The organism is Algorimicrobium echini, from assembly GCF_900115185.1.
Taxonomy (GTDB): Bacteria; Bacteroidota; Bacteroidia; order Flavobacteriales; family Flavobacteriaceae; genus Algorimicrobium; species Algorimicrobium echini.
In genome coordinates, this window is sequence record NZ_FOVN01000001.1 from 1,208,853 (window position 1) to 1,233,429 (window position 24,577).

A 24,577-nucleotide genomic window follows, 5' to 3' on the forward strand; every position below is an offset into this window, starting at 1 on the left:
AACTATTAAATTTTCTTTTAGTTATTTTGGCATCAGTTATGACCCAACCAAATACCGTTTACATATCATTAGGAAGTAATCAAGGCGACCGTTTAAAGCACTTGCAAGACGCCGTAGATTTGATTTACAAGCGTGTTGGTAAAATACAAATGATTGCCAAAGTCTACAACACACCGGCTTTGGGTTTTGAGGGTTCAGATTTTTTAAACACCTGTGTTATTGTCAAAACCGATTATTCGGTAGATATTGTTTTAGAAGATCTACAACGGATTGAGAGTGAAATGGGGCGTGTTAGAAGTGAGCAAGCAGGTTATGAATCGCGAAATATTGATTTAGATATTTTGCTTTATAACGAGGCGGTAATTCATACCGAAACATTAACGGTACCACATCCGCAAATGGCAAACCGACGCTTTGTATTACAACCTTTGTGTGATATTGCTTTGAAAGAAAAACATCCAACTCTTCATAAAACAATAGCTGAATTGTTAGAAATTTGTGAAGATAAAAGTACTATTGAACCTATTAACATATGGTTGAAAAATCCGAGTAAAAAATATAATATTTCCAATTATAATTACATTGCTATTGAAGGGAATATTGGTGCTGGAAAGACGAGTCTGGCAACTATGATTTCAATCGATTTTAACGCAAAATTAGTTTTAGAACGTTTTGCTGATAATCCGTTTCTACCCAAGTTTTATGAAGATGCAAAACGCTATGCATTTACTTTAGAAATGAGTTTTTTAGCCGATAGATACCAACAGATTAGTGACGATTTATCGCAATTAGATTTATTTAAAGATTTTATTGTAAGCGATTACGATATATACAAATCATTGATATTTTCTAAAATTACCTTACCAGAAGATGAATTTAAGTTGTACAGACGTTTGTTTTATTTAATGTATAAAGATATTGCCAAACCTGAACTATATATTTACTTGTATCAAAATACACAGCGCCTTCAAGAGAATATTAAAAAACGTGGTCGTGATTATGAGCAAAATATTCAAGATGACTATCTAGAGAAAATTAATACAGGTTATCTTACTTTCTTAAAAAACCAAGACGAGCTCAACGTGAAAATTATTGATATCTCTAATCGGGATTTTGTAAATAGCCGTGAAGATTATTTATGGATATTGAATGAAATAGCTTCGGTTCTACCTAAAGTAGAATAAACTTGACTTGCAAAAATGAGTACTAGCTATTAGAGTATTTTTAGTTTGCACGCTGAATGACAAGTATTTTAATTTGTTATACAAAAACGAAAACGAAAAATAGTATAACCAAGTAACTCATGTAGCTTTTAATAATGGACTATCAAAAAGTAACAACCAAAGACCTATTAATTATTGGTAATAACGCCAAATTGTCCTTCATAACCAATGGTGAAGGAACAGGTAAATTAGCCAAGCAATTTATGCCGCGATTAGATGAAATTACCAATCGGGTTGGAACCCATAGTTTTTCTATTCAGAATTATAAAAATTTCAACATAAAAACCATGACGCCTAAAACGCTTTTTGAAAAGTGGGTAGGTGTTGAGGTGTTAAGTTTTAACACAATTCCAGAAAATATGGAAACATTAATTATTCCTGGTGGTAATTTTTTAGTGTTTCCGTTTCAAGGTTCTATAGCTGAATTTGTTAAATTCTGGCAACATATCCACAACGAATGGTTGCCAAACGCCAGATATCAATTAGATAACAGACCACATTTTGAAAAGCTTCCTTCGGGTTATAATCCAATGCGTGATGACAACCAAGAAGAAATTTGGATACCTGTTAAATAAGGTTTTTAACAACCATCAGCCAAGCCAAATGACAACACTAGCTTGTCTTCCATGATTTCATTATTAGCGTTTTTAGCTGGAATCCAGTTTCCTGGAATTTGTTTTACTAGCTCTATAAGGCTGTTGTCTATTTCAGGATAGTTAGTGGTTTTGTCAAGTTTTACATTATTAATAGTTCCTTTTTCAGTAATGGTAAAGGATACTTTTACAGCCTGTAATTTTTTGGCATCTATGGTATCTGTGTTTTCTAATTGGTTGGCATTAATATAGTCTAGCAATGCTTTAAAGCCATCAGCATAGGCTGCTTTCGTTTCTGGAACAACCGTATAATGAGGCCCAAAATGTGGCGCTTCCGCTTCGTATATCATCGCGTTTGCTTTACTGTAATTTACGCGAAACAAAAAGTGTTCTGAATAATCAATGGTTTGTAATAAATCTTTTTGAGAATCACTTAATACTTCCGAGTTTCCATAGGCACGGATATCTGTTTGAATATCGTTTTTAATCAATACAACTTCCGTACTATTTATATGTGCTATGTTTCGAAAATCTTTTTCTGGAATAAAATCATGAATGGTTTTGGCGTTTTGAACATGGTTTTTTGTTATGGCTTCAAAACGGCTATCAATATTATAGAAAAAAGCGAGTGGTTTTTTAACTGCTGTTTTTAAAGCTGAATCCGAAACGGGTTTTACTTCATTTACAGCTTTGTTAATAGCTTCATGTGCGGCTACAAGATTGGTTTGGTCTGGCGTGTCTTGGTGCCAATTTATAAAACTAAAAGCACCAAGACTTAAAAGGATTAATGCGATACTAAATAGGGTGAGACGTTTTTTCATGATTAAAATTGTTTGCGTGATTTGTTTTCCAAATGTAGATGATGGTCACGCTTTATGACAAATTATAAATGTAAAAAAAGTGTCAAATTTGTGTGAATGGGTTTTTGGTTGGCTACTAAAATACGGAACTGTTTAAATAAATATGATAGGTCTTGCGGATTCAAGATGTGTTTTTAAGGCTTTATTTAAGTGTTTGATAACGTGCTAATTAGAATTTTTATTGACAGGCAGGAATAGTTTGTTTTTTTAAGTGTAGCGGCATTATTCTGAAACACTACCGTTAATTGTAAAAAAAAAATAGAAAGGAGGGTTAAGTTATTTAAGCCACCCCTTATTTTTAGCTTTCTTACTATATACATAAAGAAAACCGGCAACTAAAATAACCAATAAGGGGATTATAATAGAAAACACGATGGATTGTTTTTTAATATCAAAAACAAGTAACCAATACAATTCTATGCATATCAGGGTGACTAAAGCGATACCAAAAAAATTAACGGCAATTTTTTTTCTCATAAAAAGCATAAAACTTCCTAGCATTTCAGAAAACAGTGCAATTAAAAATACAATGCCATACCAAAACGGTAATGATTGGATTCTTTCAAATTCTTCAACCGTAGAATTTGCCTGCAGAAAATCTAATTCAACGGAGCTAAAATAAATTTCAATGAGGTTCCATACAATAGCAAAAATGGCGACTAGCCAAAAGGTAGTTGGCGGTTTAACGTTTTTTATCATAACCTACAATTATAATTCTGTAAGTAAGATAGGGAATTATGTTGTGTTTTGGTAGTTTATCTCTAGGATTCGAAAGTCAATAAAAATAAAATTCTTCAAAAAGACTATAAAGGCATTCAGATTTATGGATGTGTTTGTGCCAAAATTAAGGGCTTAAATAATTATACTTACTTTAAAACTACGAAAAAATCTTTCAAACCACTTAAAATGCTTTGAACTGCATAGGCTGCTAAAATTAAACCCATTATTTTACTAATAACCGTGATGCCGTATTCGCCAATACGCTTTTGTACCAAGTTTGCAGCAAGTAATATTAGCATGGTAATTATAATGACAACTAAAACTAAAACGGTGGTTGTGGCTTGTTGCTGTATATTATAAATCTGATTGTCAGTTAATAACACGACAGCCATAATAGCACCTGGTGAAGCAATGGATGGAATAGCAACAGGAAATATGGTTACATGTTTATAGTCCTTTATTAAATCTTTTTCTGATTCTGGTTTCCCAACACCAAAAATCATAGTAAGAGCAAAAAGAAATAAAATAACACCACCTGAAATTTGAAAAGCATCTAATGTTACTTCCATACCTTCTAATATAATTTGTCCAATAACAATAAAAAATAGTAGTATAAAAAAGGCAACAAAAGAGGCTCGAATAGCAACTTTTTTCTTGTGCTTTTCATCCAAATGTTTAGTGGCTTCAAGATAGACAGGAACTGAACCTAAAGGGTCAATTACTGCAATCAAGAAAAATATTTTCGTTATAATTTCTACAACCATTTGTAATACGTTAAATTATTAAATTCCGAATGGACTTGGCTTACCAAATTTGGTTAATATATAAAATTACTGATTTAATGGCTGTAATTTTTAAGTTTTTAATTGGAAATAGACGTGTTAAGTTTACAAAACACATCCCAAACAACCACACCACAACTCACCGAAATATTTAAGGAGTGCTTGGTGCCAAATTGTGGAATTTCCAAAACCACATCACTCGCATTTACCACTTGCTGCGCAACACCTTTAACTTCGTTTCCAAAAACAAGTGCGTATTTGTTGTCGGGTTTTGGATTGAAATCGTTCAGCATGGTAGCATTTTCAGCTTGCTCAATGGCACAAATTTGTACGTTTTCGGTTTGTAATTTGGTTATCACGTCTAATGTGTTCTCGGCATATTCCCAAGCAACCGTGTCGGTACTTCCTAAAGCGGTTTTGTGAATGTCCTTGTGTGGTGGTTGTGCAGTAATGCCACACAAGTAAATTTTTTCAATTAAAAAGGCATCTGCTGTTCTAAATACCGACCCTATATTATTCAGACTTCTAATATTATCTAAAATAATAATAATGGGTGTTTTTTTGGTGTCTTTAAATTCGTCAACACTCAATCTATCCAACTCGCTATTTTTTAACTTTCGCATATTTTATTTTGTGATAATTGTAAATAACTTATAGGAACTTGACTTTAAAAACCTTAAATAAATAAGTACTTTAGCAATCCTATAACTTGGACAAAAGTAATACATAAAATCAGTTAAGCAGTGGCTAAAAAAGCAAAAAAGGAAACACCGTTAATGAAACAGTATAATGCTATTAAGGTGAAATATCCAGATGCCTTGCTGTTATTTCGTGTAGGCGATTTTTATGAAACTTTTGGTGAAGATGCTATTAAAACAGCTGGAATTCTAGGTATAATTTTAACCAAACGCGGCGCAGGAAGTGATAGCGAAACAGAATTAGCCGGTTTTCCGCATCATTCCTTAAACACCTATTTACCCAAACTGGTTAAAGCAGGCGAACGTGTTGCTATTTGTGACCAGCTAGAAGATCCGAAACTCACCAAAAATATAGTAAAACGTGGAGTTACTGAATTGGTTACACCTGGTGTTGCTTTGAATGATGAGGTGCTAAAATCTAAATCTAATAACTTTTTGTGTTCGGTGTATTTTGGTAAACAGCATATAGGTATTTCTTTTTTAGATATTTCTACTGGCGAATTTTTAACGTCTCAAGGAAATACCGAGTATATTGATAAATTACTTCAGAATTTCAACCCAAGTGAAGTATTAGTCTCAAAACAAAAGCGAAACCATTTTGTTGAAAGCTATGGTACAGATTTCCATACTTTTTATCTAGAAGATTGGGTATACCAAACGGACTATACTCATGAAACGCTCATTAAGCACTTCAATACAAAAACGTTAAAAGGCTTTGGTGTCGAAGATTTGCACGAAGGGGTTATTGCTTCGGGTGCTATTTTACATTACCTAGCAGAAACCCAACATCATAAGTTACAACACATAATGGCTATTAGTAGAATTGCGGAAAATGATTATGTCTGGATGGATCGGTTTACTATGAGAAATCTGGAGCTGTATCATTCCACTAATAATAATGCGGTTACACTATTGCAGGTTATAGATAAAACCATTTCCCCTATGGGAGGCCGTTTGTTAAAACGCTGGTTGGCATTGCCATTGAAGGATGTTGCTAAAATTAAGCAACGTCATGAAGTGGTTAATTTTTTAAGTAAGAATAAAACGGTACTTGAAAAAATTCAGAATCACATCAAACAAATTGGCGATTTAGAGCGCTTAATTTCAAAAATAGCAACGAGTAAGGTGAATCCTCGTGAGGTTATTCAACTTAAAAACTCATTAGAAGCTATTGTGCCTATTAAAGAAATAGCATCTAATTGTAATAATGATGCCTTAAAAGTAATTGGCGATACACTTCAAAGTTGTGAGGTGTTACGACATAAGATTTCAGAAACCTTAAATGAAGATGCGCCAGTTAATGTGCTAAAAGGATTTACCATTGCCAAAGGTTTTTCAGAAGAACTGGATGAGTTACGTGGGTTATCAACGTCAGGTAAAAACTATTTGGATCAGATGTTGAAGCGCGAGAGTGAACGCACCGGAATTACGTCGCTTAAAATTGCCTCCAATAACGTATTTGGGTATTATATTGAGGTTAGAAATACCCATAAAGACAAAGTCCCAGAAGAGTGGATTAGAAAGCAGACGTTAGTTAATGCAGAACGGTATATTACTGAAGAGCTCAAAGAATACGAAGCCAAAATACTAGGTGCCGAAGAGCGAATTTTAGCTATTGAGCAACAGCTATTTTCTGAATTAATTTTATGGATGACACAGTATATTAAACCTGTTCAGCAAAATGCCTTCTTAATTGGGCAATTAGATTGTTTGTGTGGCTTTGCGCAGTTGGCAACAGACAATAATTATGTATATCCCGTTATTGATAATTCTTTCGATTTAGAAATTAAAGATGGTCGTCATCCTGTTATAGAAAAACAATTACCACCAAGTGAAGCTTACATTGCAAATGATGTGTATTTGGATCGAGACAAGCAACAAATGATTATGATTACAGGGCCTAATATGTCTGGTAAATCTGCTATTTTACGTCAAACAGCGCTTATTGTTTTACTAGCGCAAACGGGAAGTTTTGTTCCAGCAAAATCGGCTAGAATTGGTTTAGTAGATAAGATTTTTACACGAGTTGGCGCTTCTGATAATATTTCTATGGGTGAATCAACGTTTATGGTTGAAATGAATGAAACAGCCTCCATTTTAAATAACCTATCAGAACGTAGTTTGGTGTTGTTAGATGAAATTGGTCGTGGCACCAGTACCTATGATGGTATTTCCATAGCTTGGGCCATTAGTGAATATTTACATGAGCATCCAGCAAAAGCAAAAACCTTATTCGCTACGCACTATCATGAGTTAAATGAAATGACGGAAACATTTGATAGGATTAAGAATTTTAATGTTTCGGTAAAAGAATTGAAAGACAATGTTTTGTTTTTACGAAAACTGGTTCCAGGAGGTAGTGAACATAGTTTTGGAATTCATGTGGCAAAAATGGCAGGTATGCCACAACAAGTTTTACATCGTGCAAATAAGATATTAAAGAAGCTTGAAAAATCACATTCTAGCGAAGAATTGACCGATAAAGTGAAACGTTTGAAAGAGGACGAGATGCAATTGAGCTTTTTTAATTTAGACGACCCACTTTTAGAAAACATCAAAGAAGAAATTTTACACATTGATATTGATACACTTACACCAGTGGAAGCGCTCATGAAACTCAATGAAATTAAGCGCATGTTGGTCAAGAAAAAGCAAGCTTAAAATAAATTGCATTATTTTTCAAAAAAGGCTTTGCAATTCATATAAATATTTTAAATTTGCAACCGCAATAAACAATATTGCACGCTTGCACAACGCAGGTACGTTCATTAAAAAATTGCGAAAGTAGCTCAGGGGTAGAGCATCACCTTGCCAAGGTGGAGGTCGCGGGTTCAAATCCCGTCTTTCGCTCTGAAAACTTTTTGAAAAATAAATTCCAATGCTGAAGTGGTGGAATTGGTAGACACGTTGGACTTAAAATCCAATGTCCGTTTAGGACGTACGGGTTCAAGTCCCGTCTTCAGTACAGATAAAAAGCCGAAATGAAAATTTCGGCTTTTTTGTTTTTATAATTGTGCGAAAGCAGGCTTTCAATTATATTTTTAAAACCAAGAACCAATGCACTCTTTTTATGTGGGCTTTTCTCAAGATGCTGAAATGGGAATTACCACAGTTAATTGCTGACACATAAACTAAAATGTACTCTTTATAAACCTCAAGGATTAAGCTGTAAGGACGGATAAAGGTCAGTTTTCAACCTCAAGTTCCTTGTTCATAAAACATTAATTTATTATTTAGTGCTTTTACATCTTCTTGCAAGCGCTCTACTTTGTTTAATAAATTTGTAATAGCGTGAATACCCTCCATATTAATGTCTAATTCAAAATGGAAACGGATTAATTTTTCAATTGTTTGAATCTCGGTTATATAAATACATGGTGTATTGTTTTCTTTAGCGAGTTCTACTAATTCATATTCGTTTAATGATAAAATAAACTGCTCTGGAATGTTATAATGCTGACAAAATTCTGTTACAGTTATTACGTTTTTTGTTTCCATAATTAGCGTAATTTAGATAATTCAGTGAATAGTGCTTTCTCTTTTTCAGTAAGATTAGTAGGTGTTTTTACTTGATACGTAATATATAAATCGCCAAAGGCATCTGCTTTTTTATAAACAGGAAAACCTTTTCCTTTTAGTTTAACACGCGTGCCGTTTTGTGTTTCTGGTTTTACGGTTAATTTTGCTTTGCCATCAAAGGTGTCCACCGTAATGTTACCGCCTAAAAGTGCTGTATATAAATCCAAGTCTACTGTTTTGTATAGATTGGCTTTATCTCGTTGAAATTTCGTGCTGTTATGTATGGTGAAAGTTATATATAAATCACCTTTTGGTCCATTATTAACACCTGGACCTCCATGACCTGAAATTTTAATGACTTGTCCATTTTCAATGCCTGCAGGTATGGTAATGCGAATGTTTTTCCCATTAACAGTTAATGTGCGTTTGTGACTGGTATAAACATCTTTAAGGTCTAACTGCAATTCGGCATTATAATCTTGGCCTCTAAAACCGGCTTGGTTACGAGAGCCACCATAAGCACCACCAAACATGGATTCAAAAAAATCAGAAAAATCCCCTTCATTAAATTGACTGGAATTTGAATATTGGCGTTGCTGGCTTTGGCTTTGTTGCTGTTTTGCTTGATTATAAGCGTCGGCATGTTGCCAGTCTTTACCATATTCATCGTATTTTTTACGATTTTCAGGATGACTTAATACTTCATTAGCTTCGTTTATTTCTTTAAACTTTTTTTCAGCTTCTAAATCCCCTGGATTTAAATCCGGATGGTGCTTTCGAGCCAGTTTTCTATAGGCTTTTTTTATAGTTTGCGTATCGGCATCCTTTGGAACGCCTAAAACCTTGTAATAATCTATAAAAGGCATGGTTTATTTTTAGTTTTAATTTAATAATTTTTTTGCGATTTCTGTAACGTGATACAAGTTATTTCTGGGCGCATTCCTAACCGACCAGGAAAACCCATCCAACCTAAACCGCGATTCACATACAGGTATTGTTCATTCTCTTTGTACAAACCTGCCCAATGCTTATACTTATACTTTATGGGACTCCATTCTTTTTTTCCAAAGTTCACACCAGCCTGCATACCATGTGTATGTCCGGACAGGGTTAAAGCTATATCAGTTTCGTTTAGAACTTCTTTTGTCCAATGAGAGGGATCGTGAGAAAGTAATATTTTAAAAGGAATATGTTTTGAATTTATTAAAGCTTTTTGCAAATCGCCATATTGCTTAAAAGGCGGATTGCCCCAATTTTCAACACCAATAATGGCTAATTGTTGGTTATTTATTTCCAAGATTTCAGAGGTGTTTAATAGTAACTTGAAATTATTGTCTTTAAAAAAATTGGTAATACCTTCAAAGTTTTTTTGTTTGGCTTCTGCTGATTCCCAGACGCTGTAATCACCATAATCATGATTTCCTAAAACAGCATACATGCCCATTTTTGCCGAAAGGTGACGGAATGATTTTTTCCAACCACGTAACTCCCAAGCGTAGTTGTTTACTAAATCGCCCGTAAAAAAAATAAGGTCAGGTTGTAATTGATTAATTTTGGTAAAAGCACGATCCAAAACATGAAAGCGATGGTTAAAACTTCCCAAATGTAAATCTGAAATTTGAACAATCTTTAAACCGTTAAAAGCTTCTGGTAAATGCGGATGTGTAAGCGTATGTTCATGAATTTTAAAATTATAAATAGCTTTAAAAATACCATAAACAATAACAAAGAAAGGTAAAAAGCCAGCAAATAAACCAAGCAACGGAATTATTACAAGCGATTCTTTATTAGTAATAGCATAGTTAGTAACAAATAAAATGCTAATAACAATGATGAAAATAATTTTAGGAATGAATGAAGAAATTGTTAAGCCATAAAGCGAACTAATTAAAAGTTGCTTGCGTTTAGGTGCAATAGAGTCTAACTTTAATTTCAGAATAAAAATAGCGGTAATAAGCCCTATGGTGAAAAACCAAAAAAGACTATGAATAATATGTTTTAGGGTATTAGATTCTAAAAGATTGGTAATGGACTTAAGCCAAAAGAACGCGAGATAATCTACCAAAAATATGGCGAAGCAAAGTAATAGAATAGCAGATAGGGAATACTTTCTCATGTTCTGTAACTTTTAGAAGTACAGGTTTTTAAACTTTAATGATTGAAACTTAAAGTTAGTTATTTAGGTTAAGAAAATGCTGCTATTAAGCGTGAATATTTTGTTAACGTGATAAATGTCATGGTTTTTAACAGCATAATTCATTAAATTTAAGATGCTTAAAACAAATAACTATGAGACAGATTTTAATGCCAACAGATTTTTCTGAAAATGCTAAAAATGCCATTTCGTATGCATTGGAATTGTTTAAGTATGAACGCAGTTCGTTCTATTTTTTACATGCCTATCAAGATGCTATATATAACAACCCAAAATTAACACGTACTAATTTGGAAGTTGTAACGAAGTCTGTTGAAGATTTTGTAGCAAATAAATTAGAAGAAACTTTAGCCTTTGTAGAGGAGTTGTCGCCTAATCCACGACATTCATATCAGGTTTTGGCAGCTAATAATACACTTGTAGACGAAGCTGCAAATATGGTTCAAAATCATAATATAGACGTAATTGTTATGGGTACACGAGGTGAAACAAATAACCCAAAAATTGTTTTTGGTAGTCATACGCTTCAAGTTTTAAAATATGTGCCTTGTCCTGTTTTAGCCATTCCAGAAAATTATACATATACTCAACCTAAACACATACTTTTTCCTACAAATTTATTAATTCCGTATAAACGTCGTGAACTAAAACTGCTTTGTGAAATAGCTGCACCTTACCGTTCAAAAATAGATGTACTTTACGTGTCTAAAAGCGATAAGCTTTCTATGCGTCAGGAAGATAATTTTATGTTTTTAAAAGATGTTGTTTGCCAAAACCAAATAGAGCTAATAACAGAATCCCACAGTGATATTACCGAAGCTATTTATAAAAATATTGAAAAAAGAAATACCGATATGTTGGTCATGGTAAACAGCAGACAGTCGTTTTTTGAAACGCTACTCATGCAATCGCCAATTGATAAATTATCCTTACATGTTGGTATTCCATTTCTAGTGATGCAGAATGTTTATCGAAATTAATGAAAGAAACCGTTAAAAACTAAATCCATATGAAACATATTCTCTTACCCACCGATTTTTCTGAAAATTCTTATCATGCCATTAGTCATGCCGTGCAACTCTTTAAAAACGAAGTAGCCACGTTTTATTTACTTCATACCTATACGCCTGTTATTTATAATATGGATTATATGCAAAACACAGCTGCGCAATTTGAACTTATGGAAGCTGTTAAAAATGCTTCGTTAGATGGTTTAAATCGTTTTAAAAATAAAATGGCTTCAGATTTTAATAATTCGAATCATACCGTTCAAACCATATCTTCTTTTAATACCTTAACTCAAGAGATTAAGAACGTAGTTTCCCAAAAAAATATTGACTATGTGGTAATGGGAACCCAAGGAGCTACAGGCGCAAAAGAAGTCCTTTTCGGTTCAAATACAGTTCATGTTTTTAAAAACGCCACTTGTCCTATTTTAGCTATTCCCGTGTCGGCACCTTTTGAAAAACCTAAAAATATTTTATTTCCTACTGATTATGGCATTAACTATCAAGATAGAAATATTAAGCCGCTTTTAGAAATTGCAAAACAATACGAATCAAATATAAGTGTGATGCACGTTTCCTTTGGTAATCCCTTAACTGCTGAACAAAAACAGCATCAAGCTGTTTTAAAGACCTATTTTAAAAATGTAACACATACCTTTCATGATATACGTAATGATGCCGTTTCTGCTGCTATTGTAGATTTTCAACAGCAACATCCTGTTGATATGCTAGTAATGATAAATAATAAACATTCATTTTTTGAAAATCTATTTTTTAAGTCTAGAATTGACCAAATTGGATTTCATATAGCCATCCCATTTTTGGTTATTCCATCATAAAAAAGATACTAATTTTTAGGTAATATGGAGCAAGATACTCTGAATATCGATATTATAAAATCGTCTGGAGAACGTGTTAAGTTTTCTTTAGAAAAATTACGAGCCTCATTACATCGGTCTGGTGCTGATAACGATGTTGTAAACCGTATTTTAGATAAAGTTCGGGATGAATTGTACCAAGGTATTTCAACAAAAGAAATTTATAATAGAGCCTATGCGTTACTAAAAAAAGAAAAACGATATTATGCTTCAAAATACAAATTAAAAAAAGCCATTTATGAACTTGGACCAACAGGTTTTCCGTTTGAAAATTTTATAGCAGCGCTTTTAAAGTATTCTGGATTTAACACCAAAGTTGGCCAAGTTCTGGAAGGTGATTGTGTGTCTCATGAAATAGATGTTGTTGCTAACAAAAATGGCAACACTACCATTGTAGAGTGTAAGTTTCATAGTGAAGAAGGACGAAATTGTAACGTGAAGGTTCCACTTTATATCGCCTCCCGATTTCAAGATGTAAAAAATCAATGGGATAAAAAACAGCATAAAACCACCCTAACTCAAGGTTGGGTTGTTACAAACACACGATTTACAAAAGATGCATTGCAATATGGTAATTGTATAGGATTGCATTTATTGAGTTGGGATTATCCTAAAAACGACGGACTCAAAGATCGAATTGATAGATTAGGACTATATCCAATAACTGTTTCCACTTTATTAACAAAACGTGAAAAACAATTCCTACTGACACGAGATGTGGTACTTTGCCGCGATTTAATTGGTGATGCCTTTTATTTGGATCATTTGGGAGTTTCTGATGTTAGGAAAACTAAAATATTAAACGAAATCAAAAACTTATGTCATCATGAATCACGTTAAAGTTACTTTTTTAGGTGCCTCTCAAGTTGTTACAGGATCCAAGTATTTTTTAGAAACTCCAGAAATTAATATTCTAATTGACTGTGGTATGTTTCAAGGTTTAAAAGAATTGCGGGAATTGAATTGGCAAAATTTACCTATTGATGTTTCTGCTATTGATGTTGTTCTATTAACCCATGGCCATTTAGATCATGTAGGCTATTTACCAAGATTGGTAAAGCAAGGTTTTAATGGGAAAATAATGGGTACGGCTCCAACGCTAGCAATTGCAGAAATTATTTTAAAGGATAGTGCTAAAATTCAGGAAGAGGAAGCTGAAAAAGCAAACAAAGAGAAGTATAGTAAACATAACCCAGCAGAGCCATTTTACACGCTACCAGATGCTGAAAAAACCATTAACATGTTTCACTCTCAAGAAGCAAACAAATGGGTGGAGCTCTCTGAATTTTGTAAGTATAGATTTCAAGCTAACGGTCATATTTTAGGGGCTACCTTTATTGAATTGGATATTCATGACAGACGTTTTGTTTTTTCGGGAGATATTGGTCGTCGTCAAGATTATTTATTAGCGCCTCCAAACCGACCAGATTGGGCAGATTTTTTATTTGTTGAAAGTACCTATGGTAATAAATTACATCCTGAAGAAAATGTGGAAGCTATTTTAACAGATTTGGTAAAGGATACAATCACCAAAAAGGGAAATCTTATTATTCCGAGCTTTGCTGTGGAACGTTTACAGACTTTAATGTTTATACTTTGGAAATTATATCAAGCAAACAAGATTCCAAATATTCCAATAATTATAGATAGTCCAATGGGTCAGAACGTTCTGGAGGTTTTTAGTCAATTTCCAGACTGGCATAAATTAACACCTTCCGAATATCATTCTATGTTTCAGCATGTTACAGTTACGGAATCTTATAGAGATACTTGGAAAACGATTGATGATAAACGTTCTAAAATTATTATTGCTGGAAGTGGAATGGTAACAGGAGGACGCGTATTAACCTACTTGCAACAGCTTATAGACCAAAAAGAGACTACGGTTTTGCTAGTTGGTTACCAGGCAGAAGGTACGCGTGGTAGACAATTATTGGATGGTGCTCATGAAATAAAGTTTTTCGGAAAATACTATCCTGTAAAGGCGCGTGTGGCACATTTGGAAAGCTTATCAGCTCATGCTGATCAGAAAGATTTAATGCATTGGATGGGTGGCATAAAAAACATTCCAGAAAAAGTGTATTTAGTTCATGGTGAACCCGCTTCTATGGATGCTTTTCGAGTAAAAATACAAACAGAGTTTCAGTGGTCTGTTATTATGCCCAAGTTAAATGATATAGAAATATTAACTTTATAAACAATAAAAGCGCTCCGTTGGGAGCGCTTTTCGTAATTAGATTAATAAAAAACTAATTAGTTATCGTCAGTTATATCATTAACTTTATCTTTTGTTGCATTAGCAGCATCATCGATAGCTTTACCTGTTGCATCAACTGCGTTGTCAATTGCTTCACCAGTTTCTTCAGCAGCATTGTCAATAGCTTCACCAGCTTCTTCCATTGCACCTTCAGTTTCTTCAGCAGCATCTTCCATAGCGTCTTCAGCATCATCAGCAGCGTCTTCCATAGCATCACCAGTATTTTCCATTGTTTCCTCAACGCTATCAGCATTTTTCTCATCTCTACAAGACGTGAAAGTTACACCTAAAGCTAATAATAAAGCTGTACTTAATAATAATTTTTTCATTAGTTAAAATTTTAGTGTTAATTTAATTGTGCGAATTTAATAACAAATTATGAAACTTTGCATTTAATTTTAACATTTTTTAACAACCGTTAAAAAATTCGCTGTTTCACCTATATACGTAGGTAATCAACTATTTGGATTACGGCACCTGTATTTTTTTTTATGTAATTAAAATTCTGATTACCAGATTTTTGTATGAGTAAAGGGTTTTTTATAAAATAATTTAAGGTTTCTGTTAAGTTGACTGTGTCACTAATAGAAACCATTCCGCCTTCTAAAATCATTTGTGAAGCTTCAGGGAACTTGTTATAATGTGTGCCTATTATAATAGGAACACCAAAAACAGCTGGTTCTAGTGTATTGTGTAATCCTGTGGTTCCCATTGCGCCACCAACATAGGCAATATCTGCATATTTATAAATTTTTGTCAGTAAGCCAATGGTGTCAATTATGAAAACATCATATTCATTAAGTTTTTTATGCTCCTTTTCAGAAAAAAGAACGGTTTGTTTTATTAAAGACTTTTTGAGCTTTTCAATTTGGCTGCTTTTAATATTATGAGGGGCAATTATGAACTTGGTATTGTAGTTAGTGTGGTTTATGTAGTCAATTAACAAAGCTTCGTCTTCAGGCCAAGTACTTCCTGCAACCAAGCATAATTGATTGTTTTTGAATTGCTCTATAAAAGCCAATTCATTGTTTTGTGATAATTGACTGAAAACCCGATCAAAACGGGTGTCACCAGTCAGGGTTGTTTTATTGTAATTTATAGATTTTAATAGCTTTTGAGTGTTTTTATCTTGAACAAAAATATGCTCAAAAGCGAAGAGTGCCTGACGCATAAAGCCACCATAGAATTTAAAATAAGATTGATCTTTTCTAAACAAAGCAGATATTAGAATTGCTCTGTGGTTTCGTTTTTTTAATTCTAAAAGATAATTAGGCCAAATGTCATATTTAATAAATAGTGTTAATTCGGGATTGACTAAATCTAAAAAGCGTTTGGCATTTTGAGGTGTGTCTAATGGTAAATACACAACAACATCCGCTATATCTGTGTTTTTTCTAATTTCATAACCCGAAGGCGAAAAGAAGCTCAAAATAATTTTATGATTCGGATACAGTGGTCGTAATTCTTTAAAAACTGGCAGACCTTGTTCGTATTCGCCTAAAGAAGCACAATGATACCAAAGCGTTTTATCTGAATTGTCTAGGGCGTTTTTTAATATGGAAAAACTATTTGAACGGCCTATAACACCCTGTTTTATTTTACCACTGAACAAGGCTACAATAGGTAAAACCACTTGTGCTAAATAAATCCCGATGTTATAAATAATATTCAATTGCTATTCTTTGTTGCTAAAATACATTTCTTTGAAATAATTTCATTGGTTCGCGTTAATGAATTTCGTAATTTCGTAGCATATGAGAAAAATTCAAATGGTTGACCTAAAAGGTCAATATAACGGTATAAAGGATGTTGTGAATCCTGATATTCAGGAAATAATTGATAACACATCATTCATTAATGGACCCAAGGTTCATGAGTTTCAAAAAAATCTTGAAACCTATTTAAATGTTAAACATGTTATTCCCTGCGCTAATGGTACTGATGCTTTGCAAATAGCCATGATGGGTTTGGGTTTAAAGCCAGGTGATGAGGTTATTACAGCCGATTTTACCTTTGCAGCAACCGTTGAGGTTATTGCCCTTTTACAACTAACACCAGTTTTGGTGGATGTTAATCCAGACGATTTCAACATTAGTGTTGAGGCCATTAAAAAAGCCATAACACCAAAAACGAAAGCTATTGTACCAGTACATTTATTTGGACAATGTGCCAATATGGAAGCGATTATGGCATTAGCTGAAGCTCATAATTTATATGTTATAGAAGATAATGCACAAGCCATTGGTGCGGATTATACCTATAGTAATGGAAAAAAAGCGAAAGCTGGAACTATCGGTCATGTAGCATCCACGTCATTCTTTCCCTCAAAAAATTTAGGTTGTTATGGTGATGGTGGTGCTATTTTTACCAATGATGATGCTTTAGCGCACACCATTCGTGGTATTGTTAATCACGGAATGTATGAACGTTACCATCATGATGTGGTTGGTGTGAACTCCCGTTTAGATTCGATTCAAGCTGCTGTTTTAAATGCCAAACTACCACATTTAGATAACTACAATAAAGCACGACAAGAAGCAGCCATGAAGTATGATGCTGCCTTTAAAGATCATGCTAATATTGAAATTCCTTTCAGAAAAAATTTGGACTGCCAAGGAAATTGTTCAACCTGTGATTGTCATGTGTTTCATCAATACACACTAAAAACCAAAAACGTGGATCGTGATGGTTTGGTGAAGTTTTTAAATGTTCATGACATTCCATGTGGTGTATATTACCCAATTCCGCTTCATAAACAGAAAGCATATCAAGACGAGCGTTACAATGAAGCCGATTTTCCAGTAACCAACCAATTAGTACAAAGTGTTATTTCCCTACCGATGCACACAGAATTGGATGATGAGCAAATAGACTTTATAACGTCAAAAGTTTTAGAATATATTAATGGATAAAATATTAGTTACAGGTGGTTTAGGTTTTATAGGCTCTCATACCGTTGTTGAATTACAGAATGAAGGATTTGAAGTCGTAATCATTGATAATTTATCCAATTCATCCATTAATGTTTTAGAGGGAATTACAGCCATTTCAGGTAAATCGCCCATTTTTGAAAGATTAGAACTTAAAGATAAATCGGCAGTTCAAAATTTCTTTTCAAAAAATAAAGATATTAAAGGCGTTATTCATTTTGCTGCTAGTAAAGCAGTTGGCGAAAGCGTTCAAGAACCTTTAATGTACTACGAAAACAACTTGAATACTTTAATTTATTTGTTACAAGAACTGGTTTCCAAACCAGATTCAAATTTTATTTTCAGTTCATCTTGTACGGTGTATGGCCAAGCAGACGAAATGCCAATTACTGAAAATGCACCTGTAAAACCAGCCGAATCGCCTTACGGAAATACCAAACAAATAGGTGAAGAAATCATTAAAGATACGTGTAAGGTAAAACCCAATTTTAAAGCGATTGCTTTACGATATTTTAACCCTATAGGAGCACATCCATCTGCAATTATAGGCGAACTGCCTATTGGTATTCCACAAAATTTAGTGCCATTTATAACTCAAACAGGAGCTGGTTTACGCGAGACATTATCGGTTTTTGGTGACGATTATCCAACACCAGATGGAACCTGTATTCGTGACTATATTCATGTAGTTGATTTAGCAAGAGCTCATGTTATTGCGCTAAAACGCTTGTTAAATAAAAAGAATACAGTTAATTATGAAACCTTCAATATTGGTACAGGCGTAGGAAGTTCAGTATTAGAAGTCATTAATTCTTTTGAGCGCGTTTCTAATAAAAGTTTAAATTATAAAATTGCAGATAGACGCGAAGGCGATGTTATTTCGGCTTACGCAGATACCACCAAAGCAAATACGCAATTAGGTTGGAAAGCCAAATCATCTCTAGACGATGCCATGTTATCCGCATGGAAATGGGAAAAAAATGTTCGAAAGTTATAAGTTATTTCTTACATTATTTAGTGTTTCGTATCTTATAATAATTAGTAAGTTTCATTATGGATATGGCAATGAATACACGTTTCAATTAAAGTATTCGTATTATTAATCTGATTAACAGTGTTTTAATGTTCTATTTTTGTGTATTACTCAAAATAGTTGTTACTTTGTAGCAAATGATACGAGATAATATGAGATTGATTACAGTAAAACGCGAGACGAAAGTCGAAAAAAGGTTCACACCAAAAATGGGTGAATTACTTACCAAAGTAACCTACATTAAAAAGCAATTTTTAAGTATTCCAGTAAAAACAGTTCACAAGTACCGTGAAACTTATTATGGAAAAATTAAAGATTGTAAGTCTTGTGAGCTAGCGAGATAAAGGTTTATTTAACACATTTTTAAAAAAGAATGTCTTGAAGTTATATTTTTAATATAACTTCAAGACACTTTTTATGTCTTATATTTAAAATGTTTTAGGTTGTTATTTTATTGGTTTTTCTGCTTTTAAAACTTGCAAATAATAGAAGACCCATACCGAACATAACAGACATATCTGCTACATTAAAAATACCAGTTCTAAAAACACCACCTAAATCAATGTGAAAGAAATCGGTAACCGAACCATATACAATTCTATCATATATATTAGCAACGCCTCCACCAACAATGCAACAAAATCCAATTAAAGAATAGCGATCTAAACTTTTATTAGTAATAATGTAGTATACCACATAGCCTAACACAACGGTTGGTAGAATGAGTAATAAAATGAGGCGTAGGGTTGGATGGAAATCACTTCCCATGCCTAAAAACGCACCAGAATTTTCCACATTATGTAAGGTGAATATGTCACCAATAATAGGTGTTTGACTTCCAGGAACCACTTCTGCTCTTACTATAAGTTTGGTTATTTGGTCTATAGCAATATTAAATACTATAAGCAGAATAATCCAAGTATTGCGTGATAATTTCATTAGGCTTCCGTTTCAAAAGTTGCTGAAGCTGTTTGCGAGTCTCTATTGATTTTTTTCACCAAACCTTGTAAGACATTGCCAGGGCCAACTTCAGTGAAAAGCGTAGCGCCATCCGATACCATTTGCTGAACAGATTGTGTCCATTTTACAGGAGCTGTTAATTGTGAAATTAAATTCGCCTTTATTTCTGCTTCATCCATCACAGCGCTAGCTGTAACGTTTTGATAAATTGGACATATTGGTTTTCCAAAAGTAGTAGCTTCAATGGCAGCTGCTAATTCCTCACGAGCAGGCTCCATTAATGGCGAATGGAATGCACCTCCAACTGGTAAAACTAACGCTCGGCGTGCACCAGCTGCTTTCAAAGCTTCACAAGCTGTATTAATTGCATCAATTTCACCAGAAATCACTAATTGTCCTGGGCAATTATAGTTTGCTGCAACTACAATACCGGCTGTTTCAGCACATATTTTTTCAACAATAGCATCTTCCAAACCTAAAACAGCTGCCATGGTGCTTGGTTGAACTTCACAAGCTTTTTGCATAGCTTGAGCGCGTGTAGAAACCAATTTTAAACCATCTTCGAAGGTCATCGTGCCATTGGCAACTAAAGCAGAAAATTCACCTAATGAATGTCCGGCAACCATATCTGGCTTGAAATTAGTGCCTAAAACCTTGGCCAATATAACGGAGTGTAAAAAAATGGCTGGTTGCGTAACCTTTGTCTGTTTTAAATCTTCAGCAGCTCCTTCAAACATTGTGTCTGTTATGCTGAAACCTAAAATATCATTAGCTATTTCAAATAATTCTTGACCTATAGGTGATTTTTCGTAAAGATCTAATCCCATTCCTGTAAATTGAGCACCTTGACCCGGAAATATATATGCGTTCATATGTGTTAAATTTTATTGTGGCAAAAATAGGAATTTTATATCAGTTTTTAGTGGTCGTTATCAGTTTACAGTCGGAGTTTACAGTAGCCTCTTTTAATTTATTACTTTTAATCAATATAAATGATGATTTGAAGTTAACCACATTAATATTTGGCAATATTAATAACAGCAACTGAAAGCTATATTCTATTTGCAGGCTGCTTCTGCACAACGCTCACCATCCATAGCAGCTGAAACAATTCCGCCAGCATAACCGCCACCTTCTCCACAAGGATATAAGCCTTTAATTTGTGGGTGCTCTAATTGTTCATTTCTGGGAATACTAACCGGTGAAGAGGTACGCGATTCCACACCAACAATATTCGCTTCGTCTGTATAATAACCACGCATTTTTTCTCCAAAAGCTTTAAAGCCTTGACGTAAACGACTCCCAATTAATTTGGGTAATAGGGAATGTAATGGCACCGAATTTAATCCAGGCTGATATGAAGTAGGATTTAAACTAGTTGATAGTTTACCGTTTACAAAATCTGTTAATCGTTGTGCTGGAGCTGCTTGGCTTCTGCCGCCAGCAGTAAAGGCCAGACGCTCTAAATCTTTCTGATATTCTAACCCTTTTAAGACGCCAAAGTGCTCATATTTATATAAATCTTTGTGGACATCAATTTCAACCACAATCCCAGAATTAGCAAATAGGTTATTTCGTTTGGAAGGCGACATGCCATTTACTACTACTTCACCATGAGCAGTTGCGGCTGGAACTATAAAACCACCTGGACACATGCAGAAAGAATACACTCCACGGTCATTTACTTGTTGAACCAAACTATAAGAAGCAGCTGGTAATAAATCACTACGTTTACCACTACAATGATATTGAATACGGTCAATAATTTCTTGGGGATGTTCGGCTCGAACACCCATGGCAAATGATTTTGCTTCGAGAGCAATTTCTTTTTTGTGTAATAAATAATAAATATCCCTTGCCGAATGCCCTGTTGCTAAAATGACACGATTGGCCTCCATTTCATCGCCATTTAAAAGTTGAATAGCTTTTATGGCATTATTTTTTATGGTGAAATTTGTTACACGTGTTTCAAAATGTATTTCACCACCATATTTTAATATAGTTTCACGAATATTCTGAACAACTTTTGGAAGCTTATTAGTTCCAATGTGTGGGTGTGCATCGACTAGAATTTGATTGGTTGCCCCATGGTAGACCAGGTTTTCAAAAATACGTCGTACATCACCACGCTTTAAACTTCTAGTGTACAATTTACCATCACTATAGGTTCCTGCGCCACCTTCACCAAAGCAATAATTGGAATCTTCGTTTACAAAATGATCTTGATTGATGGCTTTTAAATCCCGACGTCTGTCTTTTACATTTTTACCACGTTCCAAAACAATGGGTTTGAAGCCGAGTTCTATACAGCGTAAAGCTGCATACATGCCTGCAGGTCCAAAGCCAATAATATGAACGGGTTTGGCTTTGGAAACATCTTTATAATCGAAGATGTATTCGGATGTTTCTGGAACAGGTTCATTAATATAAACAGCGACTTTATAATTAAAAACTATCCTTGGTTTTCGCGCGTCAATAGATTTTCTAAGTATTTTGATGCCTGAAATTTTATCAGGACTTATATCAAGATATTGAGACGCTTTTATTATTAAAATATCAGCACGTTCTTCATCTGCTAAACTAACGCGCAATTGGATGTCTTTAATCATACTGCGAAATTAGCAAAAATCCGTGAGGCTTATTAAAAATAATTAAATTGGTTTTCTGCAATAAGAAGTGTTTGTTATTTTCTAACATAAGTTATAAACGAAAAACTGTGAGCATGTTTCTCATCTTTTGGATGGGTTGTTCTCGTCTCTTCTTTCCATTTTGAAGGATCTATTTTTGGGAAAAATGTATCGGCTTCAAAATTGGAATGTACTCGGGTAATTTCTAGCTTATCTGCAATATCTATAGCTTGCTTGTAAATTTCGCCACCACCAATTATAAATGGTTGACTGTCTGTTCGCGCAGCATCCAAAGCATCTTCCAAATTATTAACGACAATAACACCGGAAGGTACTTGGTAATTTTTCTGTCTAGTTATTACTACGTGTGTTCTGTTTGGTAAGGGTTTCGGGAAGCTTTCAAAAGTTTTACGACCCATAATTATATGGTGTCCATTAGTTAAGTTTTTAAAACGCTTTAAATCGTCACTTAAATGCCAAATAAGTTGATTGTCTTTACCAATAGCATTATTTTCACCAGCAGCAACAATTATGGTGATTTCAGATTTTTTAGAAGTGGTTTTCAAACTTTTTTTTTCTGGAAGCGGATAATCTTTTTCAACCTGTGCTTGCAGTTCGGTTATTCGAGCTTTTTGTTTGGAAACTAAATGATTTAATTGTTTTTCCTCCCATTTTTTACTCAATAACTTTGAGGTAACGAATACATTAAAAACATGATAGATAAATAAAAATAGCCAAAATGCAATGGCATAAACAAACCAATCGATATTAAAAAGTTTAACACCTTCACCAATACCTAAAGCGGTATTAGCAAGTATTAAAAATACGGATCCAATAAGAAAAACAACAAAATGCGCATACAGACGTTTTTTTTGCTTAATGCGGTTTTGAGCCGTTTTTAAGAGTTCCAGTTGTTCCTTGTCTATTTCTGAAGTAGTATCTTTTTTCTTTCCAAACATGATTGACTGAATTTAAACAAATTTAGCTAATTTTTAATGAATTGATGCTGTGCAATAAATTAGAAATAAATAGTCATTAGAAAGTCAATTGGAAATTTTGCAGGTTTACCATTTATTGTACCGGGTTCTTTCATTTTAGGCATGCGCTTTAAAACGCGAATGGCTTCAGCAGCCATTTCCTTTTTGTGTGCTTTTGCTGAAATAGCTTCTGCTTTACCTTTTTCATTAATTACAAAACTGACTTGAAATTGGGTGCTTTTATCTAATGGAAATAATTTATCGGCCAGCTCATAATTAATGCTAACCTTGATATAATCCATTATTTTTTCAATAGTGCAATTTTTTAAATCCTCATTACTTACGGCTTTTTTGCAACCACGAAACATTGGGAAATGTGAGTTTTTAGTCTCCAGTTTGAAGTTTTGTTGAGAAAAGCTATTCATACAATAAAGTATGCAAATAGCGAATAGTAGTTTTTTCATATCCAAATTATACTGCAACCTTTCCTTTAATATGTGGATGCGGATTATAATCTTCAAGTGTGAAATCTTCAAATTTGAAATCGAAAATATTAGTTACTTCAGGATTAATTTTCATTTTAGGTAAAGGTCTGATGTCACGAGACAGTTGCAATTCCAATTGTTCTATATGGTTGTTGTAAATATGAGCATCACCAAAGGTGTGGATAAATTCGCCTGCTTCATAACCACAAACTTGAGCCACCATCATGGTAAACAAGGCATAGGAGCCTATATTAAAAGGCACGCCCAAAAAAATGTCAGCGCTTCGCTGATATAGTTGACAGGACAATTTACCATCGGCTACATAAAATTGAAAAAAGGCATGGCAAGGTGGAAGTGCTGCTTTTCCGTTGGCAACATTATCACTAAAAGATTTTGATGTATCTGGTAAAACAGATGGATTCCAAGCAGAAACCAACATGCGACGACTATTAGGGTTGTTTTTTAAAGTTTCAACAATATCTTTAATCTGGTCAATATCATCGTTATTCCAATTTCGCCATTGGTGGCCATAAACAGGTCCTAAATCGCCATTTTCGTCTGCCCATTCGTTCCAGATACGCACACCATTTTCTGTTAGGTATTTAATGTTAGTATCACCTTTTAAAAACCATAAAAGTTCATAAACTATGGATTTTAAGTGTAGTTTTTTTGTGGTAACCAATGGGAAGCCTTCACTTAAATCAAATCGCATTTGGTAACCAAATACACTTTTTGTTCCAGTTCCTGTGCGGTCGCCTTTTTCGTTGCCATTTTCCAATACGTGCTTAACAAGGTCGTGATATTGTTTCATAATATTTCCCACAAACGTGAGAATCTCTTTTTAATTAAACAAAAATTTCATTTATACCTGGG

25 protein-coding genes and 2 tRNA genes are annotated in these 24,577 nt (G+C 34.0%); 12 read left to right on the forward strand and 15 right to left on the reverse strand.

Features of this window, described 5'->3' with window-relative positions; genetic code table 11:
- Nucleotides 1-38: 38 nt before the first annotated feature.
- Both folK and BM239_RS05435 read left to right on the forward strand, forming a co-directional pair.
- Nucleotides 39-1,184 (forward strand): 2-amino-4-hydroxy-6-hydroxymethyldihydropteridine diphosphokinase, encoded by a 1,146-nt coding sequence (gene folK / locus BM239_RS05430; protein ID WP_092206596.1) that lies wholly within the window; start codon nt 39-41, stop codon nt 1,182-1,184.
- A 134-nt stretch (nt 1,185-1,318) separates the two neighbouring features.
- A complete protein-coding gene (locus tag BM239_RS05435; protein WP_092206597.1) occupies nt 1,319-1,798 on the forward strand; it encodes a GyrI-like domain-containing protein in 480 nt (159 codons plus the stop codon).
- A 5-nt stretch (nt 1,799-1,803) separates the two neighbouring features.
- Here BM239_RS05435 and BM239_RS05440 read toward each other — a convergent pair whose 3' ends face one another.
- The 4 genes from BM239_RS05440 to BM239_RS05455 form a co-directional block, all read right to left on the reverse strand.
- Nucleotides 1,804-2,637, reverse strand: coding sequence for an energy transducer TonB (locus tag BM239_RS05440; RefSeq protein ID WP_092206598.1), 834 nt, complete (start codon nt 2,635-2,637; stop codon nt 1,804-1,806).
- A 315-nt stretch (nt 2,638-2,952) separates the two neighbouring features.
- On the reverse strand, nt 2,953-3,375 hold the full coding sequence (locus tag BM239_RS05445; RefSeq protein WP_092206599.1) for a hypothetical protein: 423 nt from the start codon (nt 3,373-3,375) through the stop codon (nt 2,953-2,955).
- A gap of 167 nt (nt 3,376-3,542) precedes the next feature.
- A complete protein-coding gene (locus BM239_RS05450; protein WP_092206600.1) occupies nt 3,543-4,160 on the reverse strand; it encodes a MarC family protein in 618 nt (205 codons plus the stop codon).
- Between the two features lie 98 nt (nt 4,161-4,258).
- A complete protein-coding gene (locus tag BM239_RS05455) occupies nt 4,259-4,801 on the reverse strand; it encodes an RNA methyltransferase (protein ID WP_092206601.1) in 543 nt (180 codons plus the stop codon).
- A 120-nt stretch (nt 4,802-4,921) separates the two neighbouring features.
- On the opposite strand from BM239_RS05455, the gene mutS reads away from it, so the two are divergent.
- From mutS to BM239_RS05470, 3 genes are all read left to right on the forward strand, one after another.
- Nucleotides 4,922-7,537 (forward strand): DNA mismatch repair protein MutS, encoded by a 2,616-nt coding sequence (gene mutS, locus BM239_RS05460; protein ID WP_092206602.1) that lies wholly within the window; start codon nt 4,922-4,924, stop codon nt 7,535-7,537.
- A 117-nt stretch (nt 7,538-7,654) separates the two neighbouring features.
- Nucleotides 7,655-7,726: transfer RNA gene (locus BM239_RS05465), tRNA-Gly, on the forward strand.
- A 30-nt stretch (nt 7,727-7,756) separates the two neighbouring features.
- Nucleotides 7,757-7,841, forward strand: a tRNA-Leu gene (locus BM239_RS05470).
- Nucleotides 7,842-8,074: 233 nt separating this feature from the next.
- On the opposite strand, the gene BM239_RS05475 is transcribed toward BM239_RS05470, so the two are convergent.
- From BM239_RS05475 to BM239_RS05485, 3 genes are read right to left on the reverse strand one after another with little or no spacing between them, the layout of a single operon-like run.
- Nucleotides 8,075-8,374, reverse strand: coding sequence for a chaperone modulator CbpM (locus tag BM239_RS05475; protein WP_092206603.1), 300 nt, complete (start codon nt 8,372-8,374; stop codon nt 8,075-8,077).
- A 2-nt stretch (nt 8,375-8,376) separates the two neighbouring features.
- The gene (locus BM239_RS05480; RefSeq protein ID WP_092206604.1) at nt 8,377-9,261 is read right to left on the reverse strand and encodes a DnaJ C-terminal domain-containing protein; all 885 of its coding nucleotides are present in this window, start codon (nt 9,259-9,261) and stop codon (nt 8,377-8,379) included.
- Nucleotides 9,262-9,281: 20 nt separating this feature from the next.
- On the reverse strand, nt 9,282-10,511 hold the full coding sequence (locus BM239_RS05485; protein WP_092206605.1) for a metallophosphoesterase: 1,230 nt from the start codon (nt 10,509-10,511) through the stop codon (nt 9,282-9,284).
- A gap of 173 nt (nt 10,512-10,684) precedes the next feature.
- Here BM239_RS05485 and BM239_RS05490 point away from each other — a divergent pair, with 173 nt between their 5' ends.
- From BM239_RS05490 to BM239_RS05505, 4 genes are read left to right on the forward strand one after another with little or no spacing between them, the layout of a single operon-like run.
- A complete protein-coding gene (locus tag BM239_RS05490; protein ID WP_092206606.1) occupies nt 10,685-11,530 on the forward strand; it encodes a universal stress protein in 846 nt (281 codons plus the stop codon).
- Nucleotides 11,531-11,559: 29 nt separating this feature from the next.
- Nucleotides 11,560-12,396, forward strand: coding sequence for a universal stress protein (locus BM239_RS05495; RefSeq protein WP_092206607.1), 837 nt, complete (start codon nt 11,560-11,562; stop codon nt 12,394-12,396).
- 24 nt (nt 12,397-12,420) lie between these two features.
- The gene (locus tag BM239_RS05500) at nt 12,421-13,275 is read left to right on the forward strand and encodes an ATP cone domain-containing protein (protein ID WP_092206608.1); all 855 of its coding nucleotides are present in this window, start codon (nt 12,421-12,423) and stop codon (nt 13,273-13,275) included.
- Nucleotides 13,262-14,632, forward strand: a complete 1,371-nt coding sequence (locus tag BM239_RS05505; protein ID WP_092206609.1) for an MBL fold metallo-hydrolase RNA specificity domain-containing protein — start codon at nt 13,262-13,264, stop codon at nt 14,630-14,632. Before BM239_RS05500 ends, BM239_RS05505 begins: the two co-directional genes overlap by 14 nt.
- 56 nt (nt 14,633-14,688) lie before the next feature.
- Here BM239_RS05505 and BM239_RS05510 read toward each other — a convergent pair whose 3' ends face one another.
- Complete coding sequence (locus BM239_RS05510) at nt 14,689-15,021, reverse strand: hypothetical protein (RefSeq protein WP_092206610.1); 333 nt, start codon at nt 15,019-15,021, stop codon at nt 14,689-14,691.
- Between the two features lie 110 nt (nt 15,022-15,131).
- A complete protein-coding gene (locus BM239_RS05515; protein ID WP_092206611.1) occupies nt 15,132-16,364 on the reverse strand; it encodes a 3-deoxy-D-manno-octulosonic acid transferase in 1,233 nt (410 codons plus the stop codon).
- An 82-nt stretch (nt 16,365-16,446) separates the two neighbouring features.
- Here BM239_RS05515 and BM239_RS05520 point away from each other — a divergent pair, with 82 nt between their 5' ends.
- The 3 genes from BM239_RS05520 (at nt 16,447) to BM239_RS05530 (ending at nt 18,999) form a co-directional block, all read left to right on the forward strand.
- Nucleotides 16,447-17,604 (forward strand): DegT/DnrJ/EryC1/StrS family aminotransferase, encoded by a 1,158-nt coding sequence (locus BM239_RS05520; RefSeq protein ID WP_092206612.1) that lies wholly within the window; start codon nt 16,447-16,449, stop codon nt 17,602-17,604.
- Entirely contained in the window at nt 17,597-18,619 is a 1,023-nt protein-coding gene (gene galE / locus BM239_RS05525; protein ID WP_092206613.1) for a UDP-glucose 4-epimerase GalE, read from the forward strand. Before BM239_RS05520 ends, galE begins: the two co-directional genes overlap by 8 nt.
- A 188-nt stretch (nt 18,620-18,807) precedes the next feature.
- Entirely contained in the window at nt 18,808-18,999 is a 192-nt protein-coding gene (locus BM239_RS05530) for a hypothetical protein (protein WP_092206614.1), read from the forward strand.
- A 94-nt stretch (nt 19,000-19,093) separates the two neighbouring features.
- Here the strand turns inward: BM239_RS05530 and lspA are convergent, their stop codons facing one another.
- The 6 genes from lspA to BM239_RS05565 all read right to left on the reverse strand — a co-directional run bounded on the left by lspA (nt 19,094) and on the right by BM239_RS05565 (nt 24,515).
- Nucleotides 19,094-19,594, reverse strand: coding sequence for a signal peptidase II (gene lspA, locus BM239_RS05535; RefSeq protein ID WP_092206615.1), 501 nt, complete (start codon nt 19,592-19,594; stop codon nt 19,094-19,096).
- Nucleotides 19,594-20,487 (reverse strand): ACP S-malonyltransferase, encoded by an 894-nt coding sequence (gene fabD, locus BM239_RS05540; protein ID WP_092206616.1) that lies wholly within the window; start codon nt 20,485-20,487, stop codon nt 19,594-19,596. Before fabD ends, lspA begins: the two co-directional genes overlap by 1 nt.
- A gap of 186 nt (nt 20,488-20,673) precedes the next feature.
- Nucleotides 20,674-22,224, reverse strand: a complete 1,551-nt coding sequence (locus BM239_RS05550; protein ID WP_092206618.1) for an NAD(P)/FAD-dependent oxidoreductase — start codon at nt 22,222-22,224, stop codon at nt 20,674-20,676.
- A gap of 74 nt (nt 22,225-22,298) precedes the next feature.
- Nucleotides 22,299-23,201 (reverse strand): dihydrofolate reductase, encoded by a 903-nt coding sequence (locus BM239_RS05555; protein ID WP_092206619.1) that lies wholly within the window; start codon nt 23,199-23,201, stop codon nt 22,299-22,301.
- 59 nt (nt 23,202-23,260) lie between these two features.
- On the reverse strand, nt 23,261-23,683 hold the full coding sequence (locus BM239_RS05560; RefSeq protein WP_143094894.1) for an energy transducer TonB: 423 nt from the start codon (nt 23,681-23,683) through the stop codon (nt 23,261-23,263).
- A gap of 7 nt (nt 23,684-23,690) precedes the next feature.
- Nucleotides 23,691-24,515, reverse strand: a complete 825-nt coding sequence (locus tag BM239_RS05565; RefSeq protein WP_092206621.1) for a thymidylate synthase — start codon at nt 24,513-24,515, stop codon at nt 23,691-23,693.
- Nucleotides 24,516-24,577: the final 62 nt, after the last annotated feature.

What these genes read in the sequence shown, in the direction of transcription:
- BM239_RS05475 (WP_092206603.1), bottom strand. Translation starts at nt 8,374, where the DNA reads ATGGAAACAAAAAACGTAATAACTGTAACAGAATTTTGTCAGCATTAT.
- BM239_RS05555 (WP_092206619.1), bottom strand. Translation starts at nt 23,201, where the DNA reads ATGTTTGGAAAGAAAAAAGATACTACTTCAGAAATAGACAAGGAACAA.
- BM239_RS05505 (WP_092206609.1), top strand. Translation starts at nt 13,262, where the DNA reads ATGAATCACGTTAAAGTTACTTTTTTAGGTGCCTCTCAAGTTGTTACA.
- BM239_RS05485 (WP_092206605.1), bottom strand. Translation starts at nt 10,511, where the DNA reads ATGAGAAAGTATTCCCTATCTGCTATTCTATTACTTTGCTTCGCCATA.
- BM239_RS05565 (WP_092206621.1), bottom strand. Translation starts at nt 24,515, where the DNA reads ATGAAACAATATCACGACCTTGTTAAGCACGTATTGGAAAATGGCAAC.
- BM239_RS05490 (WP_092206606.1), top strand. Translation starts at nt 10,685, where the DNA reads ATGAGACAGATTTTAATGCCAACAGATTTTTCTGAAAATGCTAAAAAT.
- BM239_RS05440 (WP_092206598.1), bottom strand. Translation starts at nt 2,637, where the DNA reads ATGAAAAAACGTCTCACCCTATTTAGTATCGCATTAATCCTTTTAAGT.
- BM239_RS05560 (WP_143094894.1), bottom strand. Translation starts at nt 23,683, where the DNA reads ATGAAAAAACTACTATTCGCTATTTGCATACTTTATTGTATGAATAGC.
- BM239_RS05495 (WP_092206607.1), top strand. Translation starts at nt 11,560, where the DNA reads ATGAAACATATTCTCTTACCCACCGATTTTTCTGAAAATTCTTATCAT.
- fabD (WP_092206616.1), bottom strand. Translation starts at nt 20,487, where the DNA reads ATGAACGCATATATATTTCCGGGTCAAGGTGCTCAATTTACAGGAATG.
- BM239_RS05510 (WP_092206610.1), bottom strand. Translation starts at nt 15,021, where the DNA reads ATGAAAAAATTATTATTAAGTACAGCTTTATTATTAGCTTTAGGTGTA.
- BM239_RS05550 (WP_092206618.1), bottom strand. Translation starts at nt 22,224, where the DNA reads ATGATTAAAGACATCCAATTGCGCGTTAGTTTAGCAGATGAAGAACGT.
- BM239_RS05520 (WP_092206612.1), top strand. Translation starts at nt 16,447, where the DNA reads ATGAGAAAAATTCAAATGGTTGACCTAAAAGGTCAATATAACGGTATA.
- folK (WP_092206596.1), top strand. Translation starts at nt 39, where the DNA reads ATGACCCAACCAAATACCGTTTACATATCATTAGGAAGTAATCAAGGC.
- galE (WP_092206613.1), top strand. Translation starts at nt 17,597, where the DNA reads ATGGATAAAATATTAGTTACAGGTGGTTTAGGTTTTATAGGCTCTCAT.
- BM239_RS05450 (WP_092206600.1), bottom strand. Translation starts at nt 4,160, where the DNA reads ATGGTTGTAGAAATTATAACGAAAATATTTTTCTTGATTGCAGTAATT.
- lspA (WP_092206615.1), bottom strand. Translation starts at nt 19,594, where the DNA reads ATGAAATTATCACGCAATACTTGGATTATTCTGCTTATAGTATTTAAT.
- BM239_RS05435 (WP_092206597.1), top strand. Translation starts at nt 1,319, where the DNA reads ATGGACTATCAAAAAGTAACAACCAAAGACCTATTAATTATTGGTAAT.
- BM239_RS05530 (WP_092206614.1), top strand. Translation starts at nt 18,808, where the DNA reads ATGAGATTGATTACAGTAAAACGCGAGACGAAAGTCGAAAAAAGGTTC.
- BM239_RS05480 (WP_092206604.1), bottom strand. Translation starts at nt 9,261, where the DNA reads ATGCCTTTTATAGATTATTACAAGGTTTTAGGCGTTCCAAAGGATGCC.
- BM239_RS05455 (WP_092206601.1), bottom strand. Translation starts at nt 4,801, where the DNA reads ATGCGAAAGTTAAAAAATAGCGAGTTGGATAGATTGAGTGTTGACGAA.
- BM239_RS05445 (WP_092206599.1), bottom strand. Translation starts at nt 3,375, where the DNA reads ATGATAAAAAACGTTAAACCGCCAACTACCTTTTGGCTAGTCGCCATT.
- BM239_RS05500 (WP_092206608.1), top strand. Translation starts at nt 12,421, where the DNA reads ATGGAGCAAGATACTCTGAATATCGATATTATAAAATCGTCTGGAGAA.